Genomic DNA, 14,486 nt, shown 5'->3' with positions numbered 1-14,486 from the left:
ACGTGTTCTGCCGCTAGACTGTCTGGAGAAACCTTCCGGCCATAATGATGGCCGGAAGTGGATCAACCAGACCATGTTCAATCCCTGGATGCGAGCAGCCCCGCCGCAAGAATGACCATACCGATGCGGCTTATATGGCTGACCACCACAAACGCCACCTCGAGATTCAACGCGAGCGCAACCAGACTCATCTCAGCAAGCCCACCGGGTGCAAAAGCCAGCAGGATTCCTTCGACCGGCACTTCAATGATCCGATGGAGTGCGAAAGCAAAGATGACGGCCACCGAAAGCAGGATTGCCGTAGCGCCGGCAGAGGTCATCAGAATATGCAGAATGCGCTTTGGCGCGGTGCCGGCGAAGCGGCAACCGACGACGGTTCCAAGAACCACCTGCGCTACGGCCATAACCGTGCTTGGCACGACGAAGCCAGAGGCACCCGTCCAATGCAACCCCGCGCTCACCAGCATTGGACCGATCAGATATGGCGCCGGCAATCGCAGCAATTTGCCGAGCCCGATCCCGGCCCCGAGTGTTGCGATGAACCAGAACACATCAGCCGATCCCATGTCGGAGAGTGGTCGCCAGGTCGCCACACGTGCTCCCGGATCAGCTCCCGTGATCAACGTCATCAGTGGCGGAAGGCTCAGCACAACCAGAAAGATGCGTGAAGAGTGCATCAAAGCGATGGTCCGCTCGTCACCGCCCTTTTCCGCGCCAAGCAACACCATATCAACGAGCCCGCCCGGCATTGCCGAAAAGAAGGCCGTGCGCCGATCAAGATGAATGACGCGGCGCAGGTAGACATTGCACAGAACAGCCGCCACCGCGAGATAAGCGGCCAATGCGAGGAGTGCCGGCCACCACATCGCTGCACTCTCCAGAGTGTGCGGCCCGAACTGGGAACCCAGCATGGTGCCGATCACGGCCGACATGGGCGGGCGGGCGAGAGTGGAACCGCGAACCGGCAGACTCATGATTGATGCAATGCCGCAGGCGGTCATCGAGCCAAGCATCCAGGAAAGCGGCATCCCGATCCAGGTGAAGAGCGCTCCGCCCGTGGCGCCAAGCAGCAAGGCAAGGATGAAGCCGGGAATGCGTCCTGTTCCGATCATACCGCCTGCTTGTCGTTCAGATGGCATGCCGAAACGTGCCCCGGGGCAATCTCGCGCTTTTGAGGAACTTCTACTCTGCATCGCTCATGTGCGTGCGGGCAGCGCGGATGAAAGTGGCACCCTTTCGGCGGATTCAGAGGGCTCGGCAGCTCCCCCTTCATTGCAGCAAAGCGTCGTTTTCCTGGTCTGATGCGTGGCACCTCAGCCAGCAATTGCTGGGTATAGGGATGGTTTGGCCGGGAGAAAATCTCGGCCACAGGCGCTTCCTCAATGACCCGTCCAAGATACATGATCGCAACCCGGTCGGAGATATGCTCCACGACCCCCAGATCATGGCTGACGAACAGATAGGTCAGATCCAGCTGCTCTCGCAGATCCATGAACAGATTGAGTATCTGCGCCTGAATGGACACATCGAGCGCTGCGACGCTTTCATCGCAGACAAGAAAATCCGGCTGTACCGCAAGCGCACGCGCAATGTTGACCCGCGCCCTCTGCCCCCCGGAAAACTGGTGCGGCAGGCGCTTCTTCATCGCCGGATCAAACCCCGCCTTGGTCAGGTAGTCATCCACATAGCTGCTGGTGCTGCCTTTGATAAGGCCATGGATGCCTGGGGCCTCGGCCACCAGTTTTTCGATCGTCATCCTTGGATTGAGCGCTGCCATCGGATTCTGGAAGATCATCTGCGCTTCGAGATCGGCATCCCGCTGCCGGCTTCCACGCAACGTGGCCCGGTCCTCACCCTTCCAGAAAACCTGTCCCGCAGAGGGCGGCAATATTCCTGCGGCAATTCTGCCGAGCGTCGACTTCCCGCAACCGGACTCTCCTACAAGGCCCAGCACTTCCCCCTTGCGGATGGTGAGATCCACTTCGTCCAGCGCATGGATGATCGGGAAAGGCTTGGCCGCCCCGAGAGCAATCGCAATCCGGGCAGCCAGATCAGGGCGCGCACCGAAGCGGCATGACACCTTGCGAAGTTCAAGCAGTGGCGAAGAGGTGCCGGCGACTGTCTCTGTCATTGTCATACCAGAGCCTCCTCATGGGGATGAAAGCAGCGGTGATAGGCAAGCTCGTCACCAAAGCGCCCGGGCCGGACGATGCAGGCGTCTGTTGCGCGCTCACAACGGGTGCGGAACGCGCATCCTTCGGGCATCCGCGCGAGGCTTGGTGTCACCCCGGGAATTTGCGCCAATCTGTGGCCGCGACTGTTTTGTGAAGGCACAGAGCGGATCAAACCGTGCGTATAAGGATGTTTGGGCGCGACCAGCACATCTTCGATATTGCCCGTCTCCACAATGCGCCCGCCATACATGACCGCAATGCGATCCGCGAGACCGGAAACGATTGCGAGATCGTGGGTGATCCAGATGACCGCCGTCCCCTGATCTTCCGTCAATTTCTGGAACTCGGAAATGATCTGTGCCTGGATGGTGACGTCGAGCGCGGTGGTCGGCTCATCCGCGATGATGAGATCGGGTCGATGAAGCAGTGCAATCGCGATCGCCACGCGCTGACGCATACCGCCCGAGAACTGGTGGGGATAGGCGTCCAGGCGTTCCTCCGGACTGGGGATACCCACAAGCCCCAGCGCATCACGGGCCCGCTCACGCGCAGCCGCGCTGCTCATGCGTTCATGGGCATGCAATGCCTCGGTCATCTGCGTGCCGATCCGCAAAACGGGATTGAGCGTCATCATGGGATCCTGGAACACCATGGCGATACGTCGGCCCCGCAGGGAGCGGCGGGTTTCCGCGTCAGCATTGGCGATATCCTCACCATCAAACAGGATCTGCCCGCCCGTCACACGCCCAGGCCAGTCCACCAGCCCCATGATGGAAAACCCCGTGACGCTTTTGCCGGAACCACTCTCGCCCACCAGCCCCAGCACCTCACCGCGCCCCAGACGAAACGACACGTCATCCACCGCGCGCAGGCCGTTTCCCGCCTCACCGGGAAATTCGGTGACGAGGTTGCGAACTTCAAGCAGCGCGGTCATCGGGCATTCCTCGGATTGAGCACATCGCGCAGCCGATCACCCACCAGATTGATGGATACGATCGTAATGAGCAGGGCGATGCCAGGGTAAAAACTGATCCAGTAGAGACCAGAGAGAAGATACTGGTACCCGTTGGAGATCAGCATTCCCAAAGAGGGTTGGGTGACTGATGCGCCCAGTCCCAGAAAGGAGAGCGTCGCTTCAAGCCCGATAGCGCGGGCGACCTGCATGGTGGCGATCACGATGATCGGGGCAAGACAGTTGGGCAGAAGGTGGCGCAAGAGCACGCGACGACCGGGAACGCGCAAGCAGCGCGCCGCATCGATGTATTCCTTCTCCCGTTCTACCAGCGCCGTCCCACGCGCCGTGCGGGCATAGGTCGCCCATTCCGCGACGATGATTGCCAATACGACATTCGTCACGCCATTGCCCAGGATCGCAAGCACCATCAGCGCCATGAGAATGGTGGGGAAGGACAATTGCAGATCCACCAGGCGCATCATGAAATTCTCGGTACGTCCCCCAAGATAAGCAGCCATGAGCCCCAAAGTGGTGCCGATAAGTGCGGCCGCGAATGCCGACGCAATGCCGACGATCAGGGAGGTGCGCAGCCCGTACATGATGCCGGAAAGGATATCGCGGCCCTGGCCGTCGGTTCCCAACAGATAGGGCACACCTGAGAAACTCTCCGAACCGGGGGGCAGACGACTGTCCATAATGTCGAGTTGCAGCAGATCATAGGGGTTCTGGGGAGCGATCCACGGCGCGAAGATGGCGGTGAACAGCACGACAACCAAACCGATGCATCCGACAAGTGCCGCCGGCGACGAGAAGAAGTGACGCAGCGCGGGCCAGATACGCCTGCTGATCGGGCGCTGACCAGTCTGTTCAGTGGGGCTTTCAGCTTCAGTGGCGATTTTCGACTCCATGGCGCTTCAGCCTTTGCCATCCAGCCGAACCCGCGGGTCCAGCAGTGTATAACAGACATCAATGATGAAATTCAGCGAGACAAAGAGCACCACCATCATCATCAGGTAAGCGACGATTACCGGGCGATCGAGCAGGTTGATGCTGTCGATGATGAGCTTCCCCATGCCCGGCCAGCCAAATATGCTCTCGGTCACCACGGAGAACGCGATCAAAGAGCCAAACTCCAGTCCGATGATCGTTACGACAGGTATCATCAGGTTCTTCAGTATGTGCACCAGAATGATGCGGTTTTCCCGCAAACCCTTGGCGCGGGCGAACTTGACGTAATCCTGCATGATGACCTCCTGCACGCCCGCCCGGGTAAGCCGGAGAATGAGCGACGTCTTGAACAGGGCGAGGTTCAATGCAGGCAGCAGCAGGTGCGAGAGCCCATCCCACGTGAGGAAAGACCAGCGAACCCCAAACAACATTGCGGTCTCGCCGCGCCCATTGGACGGCAACCAGCCGAGCTGGACGGCAAACAGCAGGATCAGCATGAGCCCCACCCAAAAGGTGGGCAGCGAGAAGCCGAGAATGGAGCCGGTCATGATGACCCGTGAGGAGACCCGGTTCGGATAAAGACCGGCATAGAGCCCCAGAGGCAGGCCAACGACGATCGCGATAACCATCGCACAGAGCGCCAGCTCCAGAGTCGCCGGCAAGCGCTCAAGAATCACATCGAGCGCCGGCTTGGAATAGACAAAGCTGTTGCCGAAATTCCCTTCCGTGAGACCGTGCAGGAAGCTCAGATATTGCTGCCACAACGGGCGGTCCAGCCCCAGGCTCTCGATCACACGCAGCCGCTCAGCCTGGTTCAGGTCGGGGTTGATGAGAATGTCGACCGGGTTGCCGATAACGTTCACACCAAGGAAAACGATTACCGTCATCGCAAGAATGACGAACCCCGCCTGAATTATACGTCGTATGAGGGTGGTGACCATGGTTTGTTGTCGCTTTCCGGCTCAGTCGACGCTGATCGCCATACCGTCACGCTGCGGATCTGCAGCGCCGGAAGAGACCCCGTCCGTTATCCGGATACCATGCAGCGCGGCGAACGCATAAGCTTGTGGCGAGCGCAACACTTCATAGCCTTGCTCACGCAGCTCTTCAGCCACCGAACGCCGGATGCGGTTGCAGATATCTATGCTGTTGGACACGCCGACCAAACGCGGTGCGGAAACCGCGGCATGGATGTTCATGTCGAAGTCGATCATGTTGATGATCCCCTGGGCAACCGTCGGCGCAATGTAGCTGCCGCCGGGCGCACCAATGACGATCGAGGGACTGTCGCCTTCAAACACGATCGTCGGTGCCGCTGAACTCGCCCTGCGCTTGCGGGGTGCAATCGATGCGGCCTTGCCCGGTCGCGGATCAAAGCGGCTCATCAACCCGTTGTACATGAAGCCCAACCCCTCCGTGATCGCGCCGGAGGGGCTTCCCAGCGAATGGGTCAAAGCCACGGCATTGCCCTGCTTGTCCACCACCGAGATATGCGTGGTGTCCCGCTGCGACATATCAAGCCGTTCAACGCTGGCGCGCTCTCCCCGCTTGATCTGCGCGGCGAGTTCCGCAGCGTGCTCCTTGGACAGCAGCTCCTCCACCGGAACATCCACATAGGCGGGGTCGCCCATATGCTTGTCCTTGTCGATGGTCATGCGTTTCATCGCCTCGAACAGCGTGCGCACATAGTCTGTGGAGCCGTGCTTCATAGCGGCGAGATCAAAGTTTTCCAGAATGTGCAGCAACTCGATCATGGGGAAACCGGAGCCCGGCGGAGGGCTGGAGGCAATCCGGCGCCCGCGGTAGCTGCCCCAAACCGGTGCTGCTTTGGTGATTTCGTACTGTGTGAGATCTTCCATCGCGATCAATCCACCATTGGCCGCGAAATCCGCAGCAATCTGCTCGGCGATCTCACCGTGATAGAATATGTCTGAAGAGCCGCTTTCTGCGATCCGTCGCAGTGTACGCCCGAGATCAGGATTGGTCAGTATCTCGCCGACCTCGCGAAGTCTGCCGTCGCTGTGGAAATAGACGCGCTGGCCGGTTTGCGAGTATCGCAGCTTGTCCAGCGTGTTCACCTGCCCATCACCAGTCTGGTCCTTGGTCCAGTACCAGTGCATGTGCGGCCGAATCTTGAAGCCCTCTTCGGCATATTTGATGGCTGGCGCAATGAGGTCGCCCCAATCCCAGGTGCCGTAATCTTTCAGGGCGCGCTCATATCCCTTGAGCGAAGCAGGGGTGCAACAGGCCAGATAGCCGATCTCGGAGATGTTGTTTTCAAGGATGAAGCCAAACCCGTCCCGGCTTTGGCCCAGAAGCTTGTCGAGCCACATATCGGGTGTCGCCGCGGAGGGGGCGAGCGCATAAAATTCCAGCATCTCGTGGATGCCGCGATCCGGCATGTAGACCTGCATCGATCCGAAGCCGCCAATGCCGCACATCTGCGGATCGACAACGCCCTGAACGAACGCACAGGCTAGTGCCGCATCAATGGCGTTTCCGCCACGTTCCAGCACTTCGGCGCCGGCCTCGACTGCCTCTGGTTGCGGAGCAACAATCGTAGCGTTGCGGTTCATGCGCGCATATCCTTGAGAGTGCGGGTCAGGAAAGCTTTCGTATGGCCGATGCATTTCATCCGATCATGCGCAACGCCCGGAAGCTGGTCGAAAGTCACATTTACCCCGGCCGCCTCGAAGGAAGCCTTGAGACTGCGCAGCCGCTCGGGTCGGGTGGCACCGGCGTCATTGGCGCCTTCCATGAAATAGGTCGAGCCGGGTGCATGGGCGATCTCCCAGGTTTCGAGATCTGCATCACCGACAACCATGTGAACCGCGACGCGTGCGAGGGCTGATGCATCGAAGGGTTTGCCGAAGCGTTCTGCCACGTCCCGCACGCCAACCCACCAATCGCGGTCCGGATCAAGGAGCGTCACTGATCCAGGTGCACCGATGCTTGCAGCCCATAGTTTTTCCGGATGGAGGATGGCGAAGCGATGCGCGAAATGACCACCACCCGAATAGCCGAAAATCGCAAACTTCGACCAGTCCTGCCCATATTTCCCGGCCATCTCTTCGACCATGGACAAAAGGACCTTGTCGTAACGGATGTCGCCTTCCTGCATGTACTTGTAGCCCGAGCGCGCTCCATCACCGCGCACATTGACCGGAAAGATCGGGCACAGGATCGCGCAGTCATTGTAAAGACCGAATTCCGCGAACCCGTCACGAAACTCGAAAGCCGAGGTTCGGCCGGTTCCGTGGACGGCAACGAGCAGATCGACCTTTTTCCCTTCGGCCGCCGCCGGGGGGACGTAGAGCATCATGTGGAACCGGGGATCGATGCTGGACGCTATGATTGCGGTCTCACCATAGTCATAGATGGCGCGCGCGCGCAAAGCCGCACCGCTGGATGCAAGCTCCTGCATGTGTACTCCTGAGATGTTTAATGCAGGCGGGCCCGAAGGAACGCCCTATAATGGGAGAGCTATGCGGGAGGCGAACCAGGCGCCTCCCGCGAAGTGTGCGTCACTCGCCTGCTTTGTGCACTTCATAAGCGAGCGTGTATTTGTCCCCGCGCGGCTTGAACTCGATGCCGTTCTTCGCACCCATCACCACATTCTCGTAGTGCATCGGCAACAGCCAGACATCGTTGAACGTCGCCGCCGAGACTTTCTGAAGGAGAGGCTCTCTTGCGTCTTCATCGAGCGTGGACGTCGCCTGATCCAGAAGCTCATTGATCGCGGGAACATCGATGCCTCCGCCATTGTAGCGTCCGGTGCCCTTGTCAGCGTTCCGTGCTGCCACAAGAGCCAGCGCCGGATTGGAGACTTCTCCGGTGTTCACGCCCCAGGAGCCAAGGAAGAGCGAATACTCACCATCGGAATATTTGCCTGAATAAACCGACCAGGGCATCACTTCCACCTTGGTGTCGATGCCGATGCGCGAGAACATCTGACCTGCGGCCTGCAAGACTTCGCTGTCATTCACATAACGCCCGGACGGGCCGTGAATGGTAAGGGCAAAACCGTCTGGATAACCAGCTTCGGCAAGCAAGGCCTTCGCAGCCTCCGCGTCGTAGCCGACCTCCTCGACCTCGTCGGAATGTCCGAAAAAGCCCTCGGCAACGAATTGATGAGCAACCGTGCCGTTCTTCTGCATGACACGATCAACGATGGCCTCGCGGTTCATCGCCATCAGCAGCGCCTTGCGTACGCGAGCATCCTTGAAGGGGTTGCTGTCCAGTGGCGACCCATCCTTTGCGGTGGCAAAGGGTGTTTGATCGCGCGAAACATCCATACCAAGATAAACAAGGCGGGTGGACTGACCGCGGATGATTTTCAGATCATCATTGGACTCGACCCGCGCCACACCCTCTGCAGGAAGGTTCTCGATCAGATCCAGATCCCCGGCCAGAAGGGACGCGAGACGGCCACCATCGTCGGGTACAAGCCGCAGGGTCACACGGGACCAGTCCGCCGGGCCGGCGAAGTAATCCTCATTCCGCTCCAGTTCGATCCGGTCCCCCGGTGTGTAGGAGACCAGTTTGAAGGGGCCCGTACCAACTGCCGCGGGACCGTTCTCAAAATCGGAAACCGGTGCGTCGGCAAATTCCGAGCTGATAATGCGAATGCGGCTGAGCGAATTCAGGATCATCGGATCCGGGACCGTCGTTTCGACCACGACGGTGTGATCGTCTTCGGCAGTCACGTTGGCGATGTTGCGGGTGTAGGAGGCAAAGGCCTGGCTCTCCTTGTCGCGGGCTCTGATGAGCGAAACCACGACGTCCTCAGCGTCAAAGGATGAGCCGTCGTGAAAGGTAACACCCTCGCGAAGCTTGAAACGCCAGTGCGTGTCGTCGACGACCTCCCACTCCGTTGCGAGCTGGGGTTTGTTTTCCGCCGAACCGCCGCGATTGATCAGACTGTCCCAGATGTGGCGGCTGGTGGCGTTGTTCGGTGAGTTGGAATCCTCATGCGGATCAAGCGAGGTGATGGGCGCGGCCATGCCAATTGAAAGCGCGGCCTCCTGAGCGGATGCGGGAATGGCGCCAGCAGCGATCAGCGCAATCACCGAGGCATGAAAACTCCGCCGGGTCATGAATTTGGTCAATCTCTTCCCCCTGGTTGTTTCGCGGTGGCCTTCGACCGGCCGCGATTTTTTGAACTTCGTGTTCTTCAACAGGCCTGAGTAAACAGTCGAGCAAACGAGGCTGTCAAACTTATTCTGCGCTTGTTTCGTCAGATAAAACGCATAAAATACCCTGAAAGAGATCGACTTCGATTAAGAGCGCTATGCAAAATTATATAGTAGAATCAGTTGATAAGGCGTTAGACCTTCTTATGGAAGTGGCCCGAAAGCCGAACATCGGCGTGACGGATCTCGCCCGAAAAACAGGGCTCAACAAGTCACGCGCCTATAGATTGTTGCATACAATGGAACAGCGTCAGATCGTAAAGCGGACGAAAGACGGCGCTTATGGCCTGGGCGATGCCATGCTGGTTCTGGGAATCACCGCCAGCTCGCAAACGGATATGATCCGCCTGGCAACGCCCATTCTCGAAGAACTGTGCCAGCGGGTGAACGAGACCGTGCAGCTGAGGACGATCGATGGCATGGAAGCCTTGTGCGTCGCGAAGGCCGAGCCTTCGCGGGACCTGAGGGTGCACGCGAATGTGGGACGCCGTCGTCCTCTCTATGCAGGTTCGCCCAAATGTCTGTTGGCCTTCCAGCCGCAGGCGTTCATCGATAAATGCGTTCCCTTGAGACCCGCCGCGCTTACTGCAAACACGCCACGCTCCCGCAAAGCCATTCTTGCCGAGCTCACACGGATTCGCCGCCAGGGTTATTGTGTCAGCCGCGGTGAGGTGAGCGACCATCAGGTTTCGTGCGCTGCCCCCGTCTTTACTCTGGACAATTCGGTGGTCGCAACGGTGCACGTGGTAGCTCCGGCGTTCAGGATTCAGGAATCTGAACTTGAACACATTATCCGGCTGACCACGATGTCGGCATCTCGGCTCTCACATGCTTTGGGCTGGAGGGAAGACGATGGCGCGGGCCGGGCGCGGGAGCCTTTGTCTTTCTAGGCAGTGCGGACAGCGCCGGTGGCAGACGATTGTGACATGCTCGCCTGAGATGTTCTCGATTATGCGCAAGCCTGTTCCTCAATGAAGGAGACAGTTCATCAAGCGCTCGCGATTCTCGGAAGAACAGAACATCGGTATCTTGAACGAATACCACGCCGCTATGTCGGCGGTTGTTCTTTGCTGCAAACCCGGCATCCGTAAGCGGGGCTTGGGCCCACGGGGATCCATGGCGATCCCGGAAGAAGGGAACCAGAGATGGTCACTCGACTTTGTGTCCTGTACGCGTTTTGACGAACGACGCTTCCGTATCCTGTGCGTTATCGAAAGCTTCCGCCACGCGTGCCGGGCAATGATCATTGACAACGCGCTATCGGGCGAAAGCGTGGCTCAGGAACTGGATGCCATCGCAGAACAGCGCGGCTATGCTGCATGGTGGTCAGCGACAATGGGTCGGAACTGACATCGAGTGCCATCCTCGTTTGGCAACGGCGTCGTGGTGTCGAGTGGCACGACACCGGGCTCGGCAAACCCGCGCAATACGGCTTCATCAACACATTCCACGGTGGGCCTTCGCGATTCGTTTGTTCGGAATCATTTGTCTTGCAGCTGCCCCTGGCCGTGGAGGCATGGGGGGATCGAGCACAAGGTGGGCAATTCACTGTTGCACGTGGTTGAATGAAGCTGGCGTGAGGCTACCCAGGGGGGCTGGATCGCTTCGGGGTGATGCGAAGCGTTTGGGTAAGTGAGTGCTTATATGAGAGGATTTGGTTGCGGGGGCAGGATTTGCGCTTGGTGACATGTTCTGCGCGGAGATGATCGAAGGAAGAACTATGGTTTCGGTTCTGTAGAAGGGTTCAAAATTACCGCAAGATTGTCGATGGGAATTGCATACGAATCTCCTGGATAGGAATTCGAGAGACGATCAGCTTCTTTTCTCAACGTGGTAGCGATTTCGCTGACTGAAGCATTTGGGTTTTCATAGCGCACCTTCATTAGATGGTTCCAATCTGCCCAGGTTGCCTGCGGATCACGGTCCGCGAATCCAGCGAAATAGGCGCTATAGCGCCCGATAACGAACAGTTCGACCTTGACGTCTGCTTTGACTTCTATTCCGGCCCGTTTGGCGAGTTCATGTGCGCCGAATTTGTCGAGCCACCCGACCACGCGCTTCACCCAGTCGTTCCCTTGAGATAGAAGGTTCTTCCCGGCACTACGACGGGCTCGATTGTCCAGACCGACGGGGTGCTGCCACTTGAGCTGGAACAAGGCCAGTTCGTTGTTCCTCGCGTCGTAGGCTATGAAATCAAGATCTGTGACGGTCCTGCCGCCGTCACGCAACTTGAGATTCCGATCATTCAAGACCCAACGGTTACCCGGAAAAATGTGTCGCAAATCCTGCAGCCATCTTTTCTCCCGATTATTGGCGACCCGGAACCAGTCTTCTGGAAACCTCGCTCTGAGGTCGGAAAGGAGAAACAGAAACGGATTGATCTCCAGCCCGTAGAGCGGAAGGATGAAATAATCGCGGCTAGACCGGACAATTGGCGCCCACGCAGTTTCAGCCGAATCGGTATGAGCGGCCAGATTCGATGGCCCTAAGGTCAAGCACTCCAAGAGTCTGCGAACCTGCCCTGTGTCGGCGTCGATATGGGCCGCCAGGCCAGCGGCGAACTCGTCGCAGGGAGCGAATGTCGTAAGCAAGTTTCTCAAGTCCAGCTCGGGGTGCCGGCGCTTGAGAATGGATGCGAAGCAGAGATGCTTTTGCGCTCGTCCCGCGATGGCCGCCAGAATGCCGAGATAGTGATTGAATGGCTCGCCACCAATAACATCGTCCATACCGATGAGGTCCTGGCTCCACATTCGTCGCAGATAAATTTGACCACACTCGGTAAAATGGTCGTCGATTTCATCGGTTGTCGTATAGGCAATACCCCACCCGCGAGAGCGTTGTACGGCAGCCTCGAACTGGGCCTCCAGTGCCACGTGGCGGCGCTGCACTTCTTGCTCCCAGGGCGCATCGTGTTCGATAGTTAGATCGCTCACCCATCTTTTATGCTTTTGAGATACCACCTCGCAAAACATAGACGGATGGTCAGTTTTGAGGACAAGTATCGTGTCGATACCCGAGTCCAGTCGCGAAGGTGGTTTGTCGAGCCGCGCTGACAATAAACCTTCGTCAAGCCAGCCATAAAGCATTTCAACACGCTGCAGGACACCGGCTTGGAAGAGGAATTCCGTCGCCTGCTGCCGGGTCTGATCGTAACTTGGAAACAAGCGAAACGGGCCGCCCGGAAGCTCTGGGGGCACCATGAGGGATAGCGCCTTATTCACCCCCCATGAGGAGATCGTGCGTCGCTGCCGGGATAACATCGACTCCGCATCAGGTGGAAGAAAAAGCTCTTCGCAGAAAACGTTGTCGATGGAGCGAAGTGTCTCGAACAAGAGAGGCTCGCAGGGTTGGCGCCAATGTTCGAGGAACAGTCTTTGCGCCTCGATCTTCTCGCCAAAGATTTCGAGGGCTTCGTCCCTCATCTCAAACCGCCGTCCAACCCAGGGCTTCCTCGATTGCCATTCGATAGACGGTTCGAACGGGTGTGGGCGTCCGCCGGACATAAGTTTCCGCTTGTTTGCGCGTCTCCCCTGTCAGAGAGTCGAGATACGTTACGACCTGTAAGCAAGACGGCGTGACATAGGCACCATCGAACTTCGGCTTAAGCGCTGTCCAAACCACACCGCCCCATCCGGCTTCCGATGCCCAAGTCCCAACGGCTTTTGTTTCTGGGTGGTCGGATTCGGAGTCCGGAGTCCAGTGTCCGACCGAGCCGGCCACGAAACGCGAAGATATTCCTTCACGCTTTGCTAGCACGGTACGCGCATCTTCCATCGAAGGTGCGTCCAGCCGGGCAGTGAACACTTTGATTGACATAGCCCCCGGTGTAAGGACCAAGGTGATACGTCCGTCATTGGACTGGCGGGCAAATTCGACCGGCAACATCGGACCGTCATGAGCCCAATCGCTCTGGAGCGGTAACTCTCGCGCGTCCCAGAGCAACGATCCCCATGCGAGACATGCGATATTCATCAAGGCCCCCACTCGTCCGTTGCCGGCAGCGCCTCACCCAATATCTCCAAGAACGAAGATTTGGATATCAGCCAGTCTCTGGTAATCCGGGCGATGTCATATGCGGGATAAGCGGTCTTTCCGACCAGAGAGCACTCCCAGACGATCAGAACGCGCCAGCCTTGGTCGATCAAACGCCTAACATCTCGGCGGTCCCGTTCCTGATTGGCCTCGAACTTTGCAAGCCAGAACTCGCGGCGCGATTTAGGAACGGTGGAGCGGTAGCAGCCATGCGAATGCCAATAGCAGCCATGAACGAAGATGACCGCCCGATATTTCGGGAAGACAAGATCGGGACTGCCGGGAAGTTTGCGGTCATGCAAGCGATAGCGCAGACCTATCTTGTGAAGAGCCGAGCGAAACAACGTCTCGGGGCCGGTATTCTTCTGGCCGACCGAGGACATGATGCGTGAGCGTATTTCCTTGTCGACCGTGTCCATTCAAGCGCGTTTCAATTGTTTGGTCGTGACGAGTGCCTCCAGGTGACGCTGGAGCTTGCTCGGTAGGGCACCGCCATTGACGAGTACCCCGGCCTCCATGTTCTTCTCCATCGCATGCCCCGTCAGATTGGCGCTCGATATGAAGCAAATCCTCTCGTCGGCGACGGCCACCTTGGCATGGACCTTACCACCGGCAAAAGCGTCCAGCTTGTCCGACCAGAAGTAGATTCTGGCGGCCGGCAGCAACTTTCGCATCTTGCCGATCACGTCGTAGCAAACGCCGCCGCCATGGTTGCCGTCGGATTCGAGCAACATTGAGAGCGCGACGCCGTCCTGCATCGCATTGGTGAGAGCCTCAATGATCGACGCGACTTCATAGGCGACGAAGCTGGTGAGAAAGAGTTTCGATCGTGCTGCCTGGATCACCTGTAACAAGGCTTGTTCAGTCTTACGGGTGGCGACGAGCTCGCTCGACGGCCCCGTCCAGACGAGGTCGACGGATTCCTCCGATTTCGCCGCGTGGTAGGCATGGCTCGCGCCGATCAACATTCCCGAGAGCTCTACAGGAGAAATGTCATGTCCGCCGACAGCACCCAGGAGTTTGTCGAGTCGCGTGCGGGCGGTCGCCGTCGTCGCCCATCCGCTGACGCCGACAGGCAAAGCCTCCATGGAAGTTCTCTGGATCAGGTCGGCCAGTTGCCGAACCTTGGCAGGCGGGCTGTTAGAGACGAGATCGGTGATGGCATTGAGCAATTCCTGCACAGTC

Annotated in this window: 12 protein-coding genes; 1 reads left to right on the top strand and 11 read right to left on the bottom strand. The window is 58.4% G+C overall.

The window, feature by feature from the left end:
* Nucleotides 1-77 precede the first annotated feature (77 nt).
* From AC2CHD_RS07945 to AC2CHD_RS07910, 8 genes are all read right to left on the bottom strand, one after another.
* The gene (locus AC2CHD_RS07945) at nt 78-1,112 is read right to left on the bottom strand and encodes an AbrB family transcriptional regulator (protein ID WP_484553283.1); all 1,035 of its coding nucleotides are present in this window, start codon (nt 1,110-1,112) and stop codon (nt 78-80) included.
* A complete protein-coding gene (locus AC2CHD_RS07940) occupies nt 1,109-2,137 on the bottom strand; it encodes an ABC transporter ATP-binding protein (protein ID WP_484553282.1) in 1,029 nt (342 codons plus the stop codon). The genes AC2CHD_RS07945 and AC2CHD_RS07940 overlap by 4 nt, the downstream gene beginning before the upstream one ends.
* On the bottom strand, nt 2,134-3,108 hold the full coding sequence (locus tag AC2CHD_RS07935) for an ABC transporter ATP-binding protein (RefSeq protein WP_484553281.1): 975 nt from the start codon (nt 3,106-3,108) through the stop codon (nt 2,134-2,136). The genes AC2CHD_RS07940 and AC2CHD_RS07935 overlap by 4 nt, the downstream gene beginning before the upstream one ends.
* On the bottom strand, nt 3,105-4,037 hold the full coding sequence (locus AC2CHD_RS07930; RefSeq protein WP_484553280.1) for an ABC transporter permease: 933 nt from the start codon (nt 4,035-4,037) through the stop codon (nt 3,105-3,107). Before AC2CHD_RS07930 ends, AC2CHD_RS07935 begins: the two co-directional genes overlap by 4 nt.
* A 6-nt stretch (nt 4,038-4,043) precedes the next feature.
* A complete protein-coding gene (locus tag AC2CHD_RS07925; RefSeq protein ID WP_484553279.1) occupies nt 4,044-5,018 on the bottom strand; it encodes an ABC transporter permease in 975 nt (324 codons plus the stop codon).
* A 21-nt stretch (nt 5,019-5,039) separates the two neighbouring features.
* Nucleotides 5,040-6,653, bottom strand: a complete 1,614-nt coding sequence (gene ggt, locus AC2CHD_RS07920) for a gamma-glutamyltransferase (RefSeq protein WP_484553278.1) — start codon at nt 6,651-6,653, stop codon at nt 5,040-5,042.
* The gene (locus AC2CHD_RS07915) at nt 6,650-7,501 is read right to left on the bottom strand and encodes an alpha/beta hydrolase (RefSeq protein WP_484553277.1); all 852 of its coding nucleotides are present in this window, start codon (nt 7,499-7,501) and stop codon (nt 6,650-6,652) included. Before AC2CHD_RS07915 ends, ggt begins: the two co-directional genes overlap by 4 nt.
* Nucleotides 7,502-7,601: 100 nt before the next feature.
* A complete protein-coding gene (locus AC2CHD_RS07910) occupies nt 7,602-9,173 on the bottom strand; it encodes an ABC transporter substrate-binding protein (protein WP_484554208.1) in 1,572 nt (523 codons plus the stop codon).
* A 194-nt stretch (nt 9,174-9,367) separates the two neighbouring features.
* Between AC2CHD_RS07910 and AC2CHD_RS07905 the strand changes: the two genes are divergently transcribed.
* Nucleotides 9,368-10,159, top strand: a complete 792-nt coding sequence (locus AC2CHD_RS07905) for an IclR family transcriptional regulator (RefSeq protein ID WP_255664013.1) — start codon at nt 9,368-9,370, stop codon at nt 10,157-10,159.
* A gap of 828 nt (nt 10,160-10,987) precedes the next feature.
* Here the strand turns inward: AC2CHD_RS07905 and AC2CHD_RS07900 are convergent.
* The 3 genes from AC2CHD_RS07900 to drmC form a co-directional block, all read right to left on the bottom strand.
* Complete coding sequence (locus tag AC2CHD_RS07900) at nt 10,988-12,691, bottom strand: hypothetical protein (RefSeq protein WP_484553276.1); 1,704 nt, start codon at nt 12,689-12,691, stop codon at nt 10,988-10,990.
* A gap of 549 nt (nt 12,692-13,240) precedes the next feature.
* Nucleotides 13,241-13,720 carry a very short patch repair endonuclease gene (locus tag AC2CHD_RS07895; protein ID WP_484553275.1) on the bottom strand — a complete coding sequence of 160 codons (480 nt, stop codon included), beginning with the start codon at nt 13,718-13,720 and terminating at the stop codon, nt 13,241-13,243.
* Nucleotides 13,721-14,482 carry a DISARM system phospholipase D-like protein DrmC gene (drmC, locus tag AC2CHD_RS07890; protein WP_484553274.1) on the bottom strand — a complete coding sequence of 254 codons (762 nt, stop codon included), beginning with the start codon at nt 14,480-14,482 and terminating at the stop codon, nt 13,721-13,723.
* Nucleotides 14,483-14,486 lie beyond the last annotated feature (4 nt).

The organism is Nitratireductor sp. ATLC21, assembly GCF_057196525.1.
This window is presented reverse-complemented; position numbering and strand designations above follow the sequence as displayed.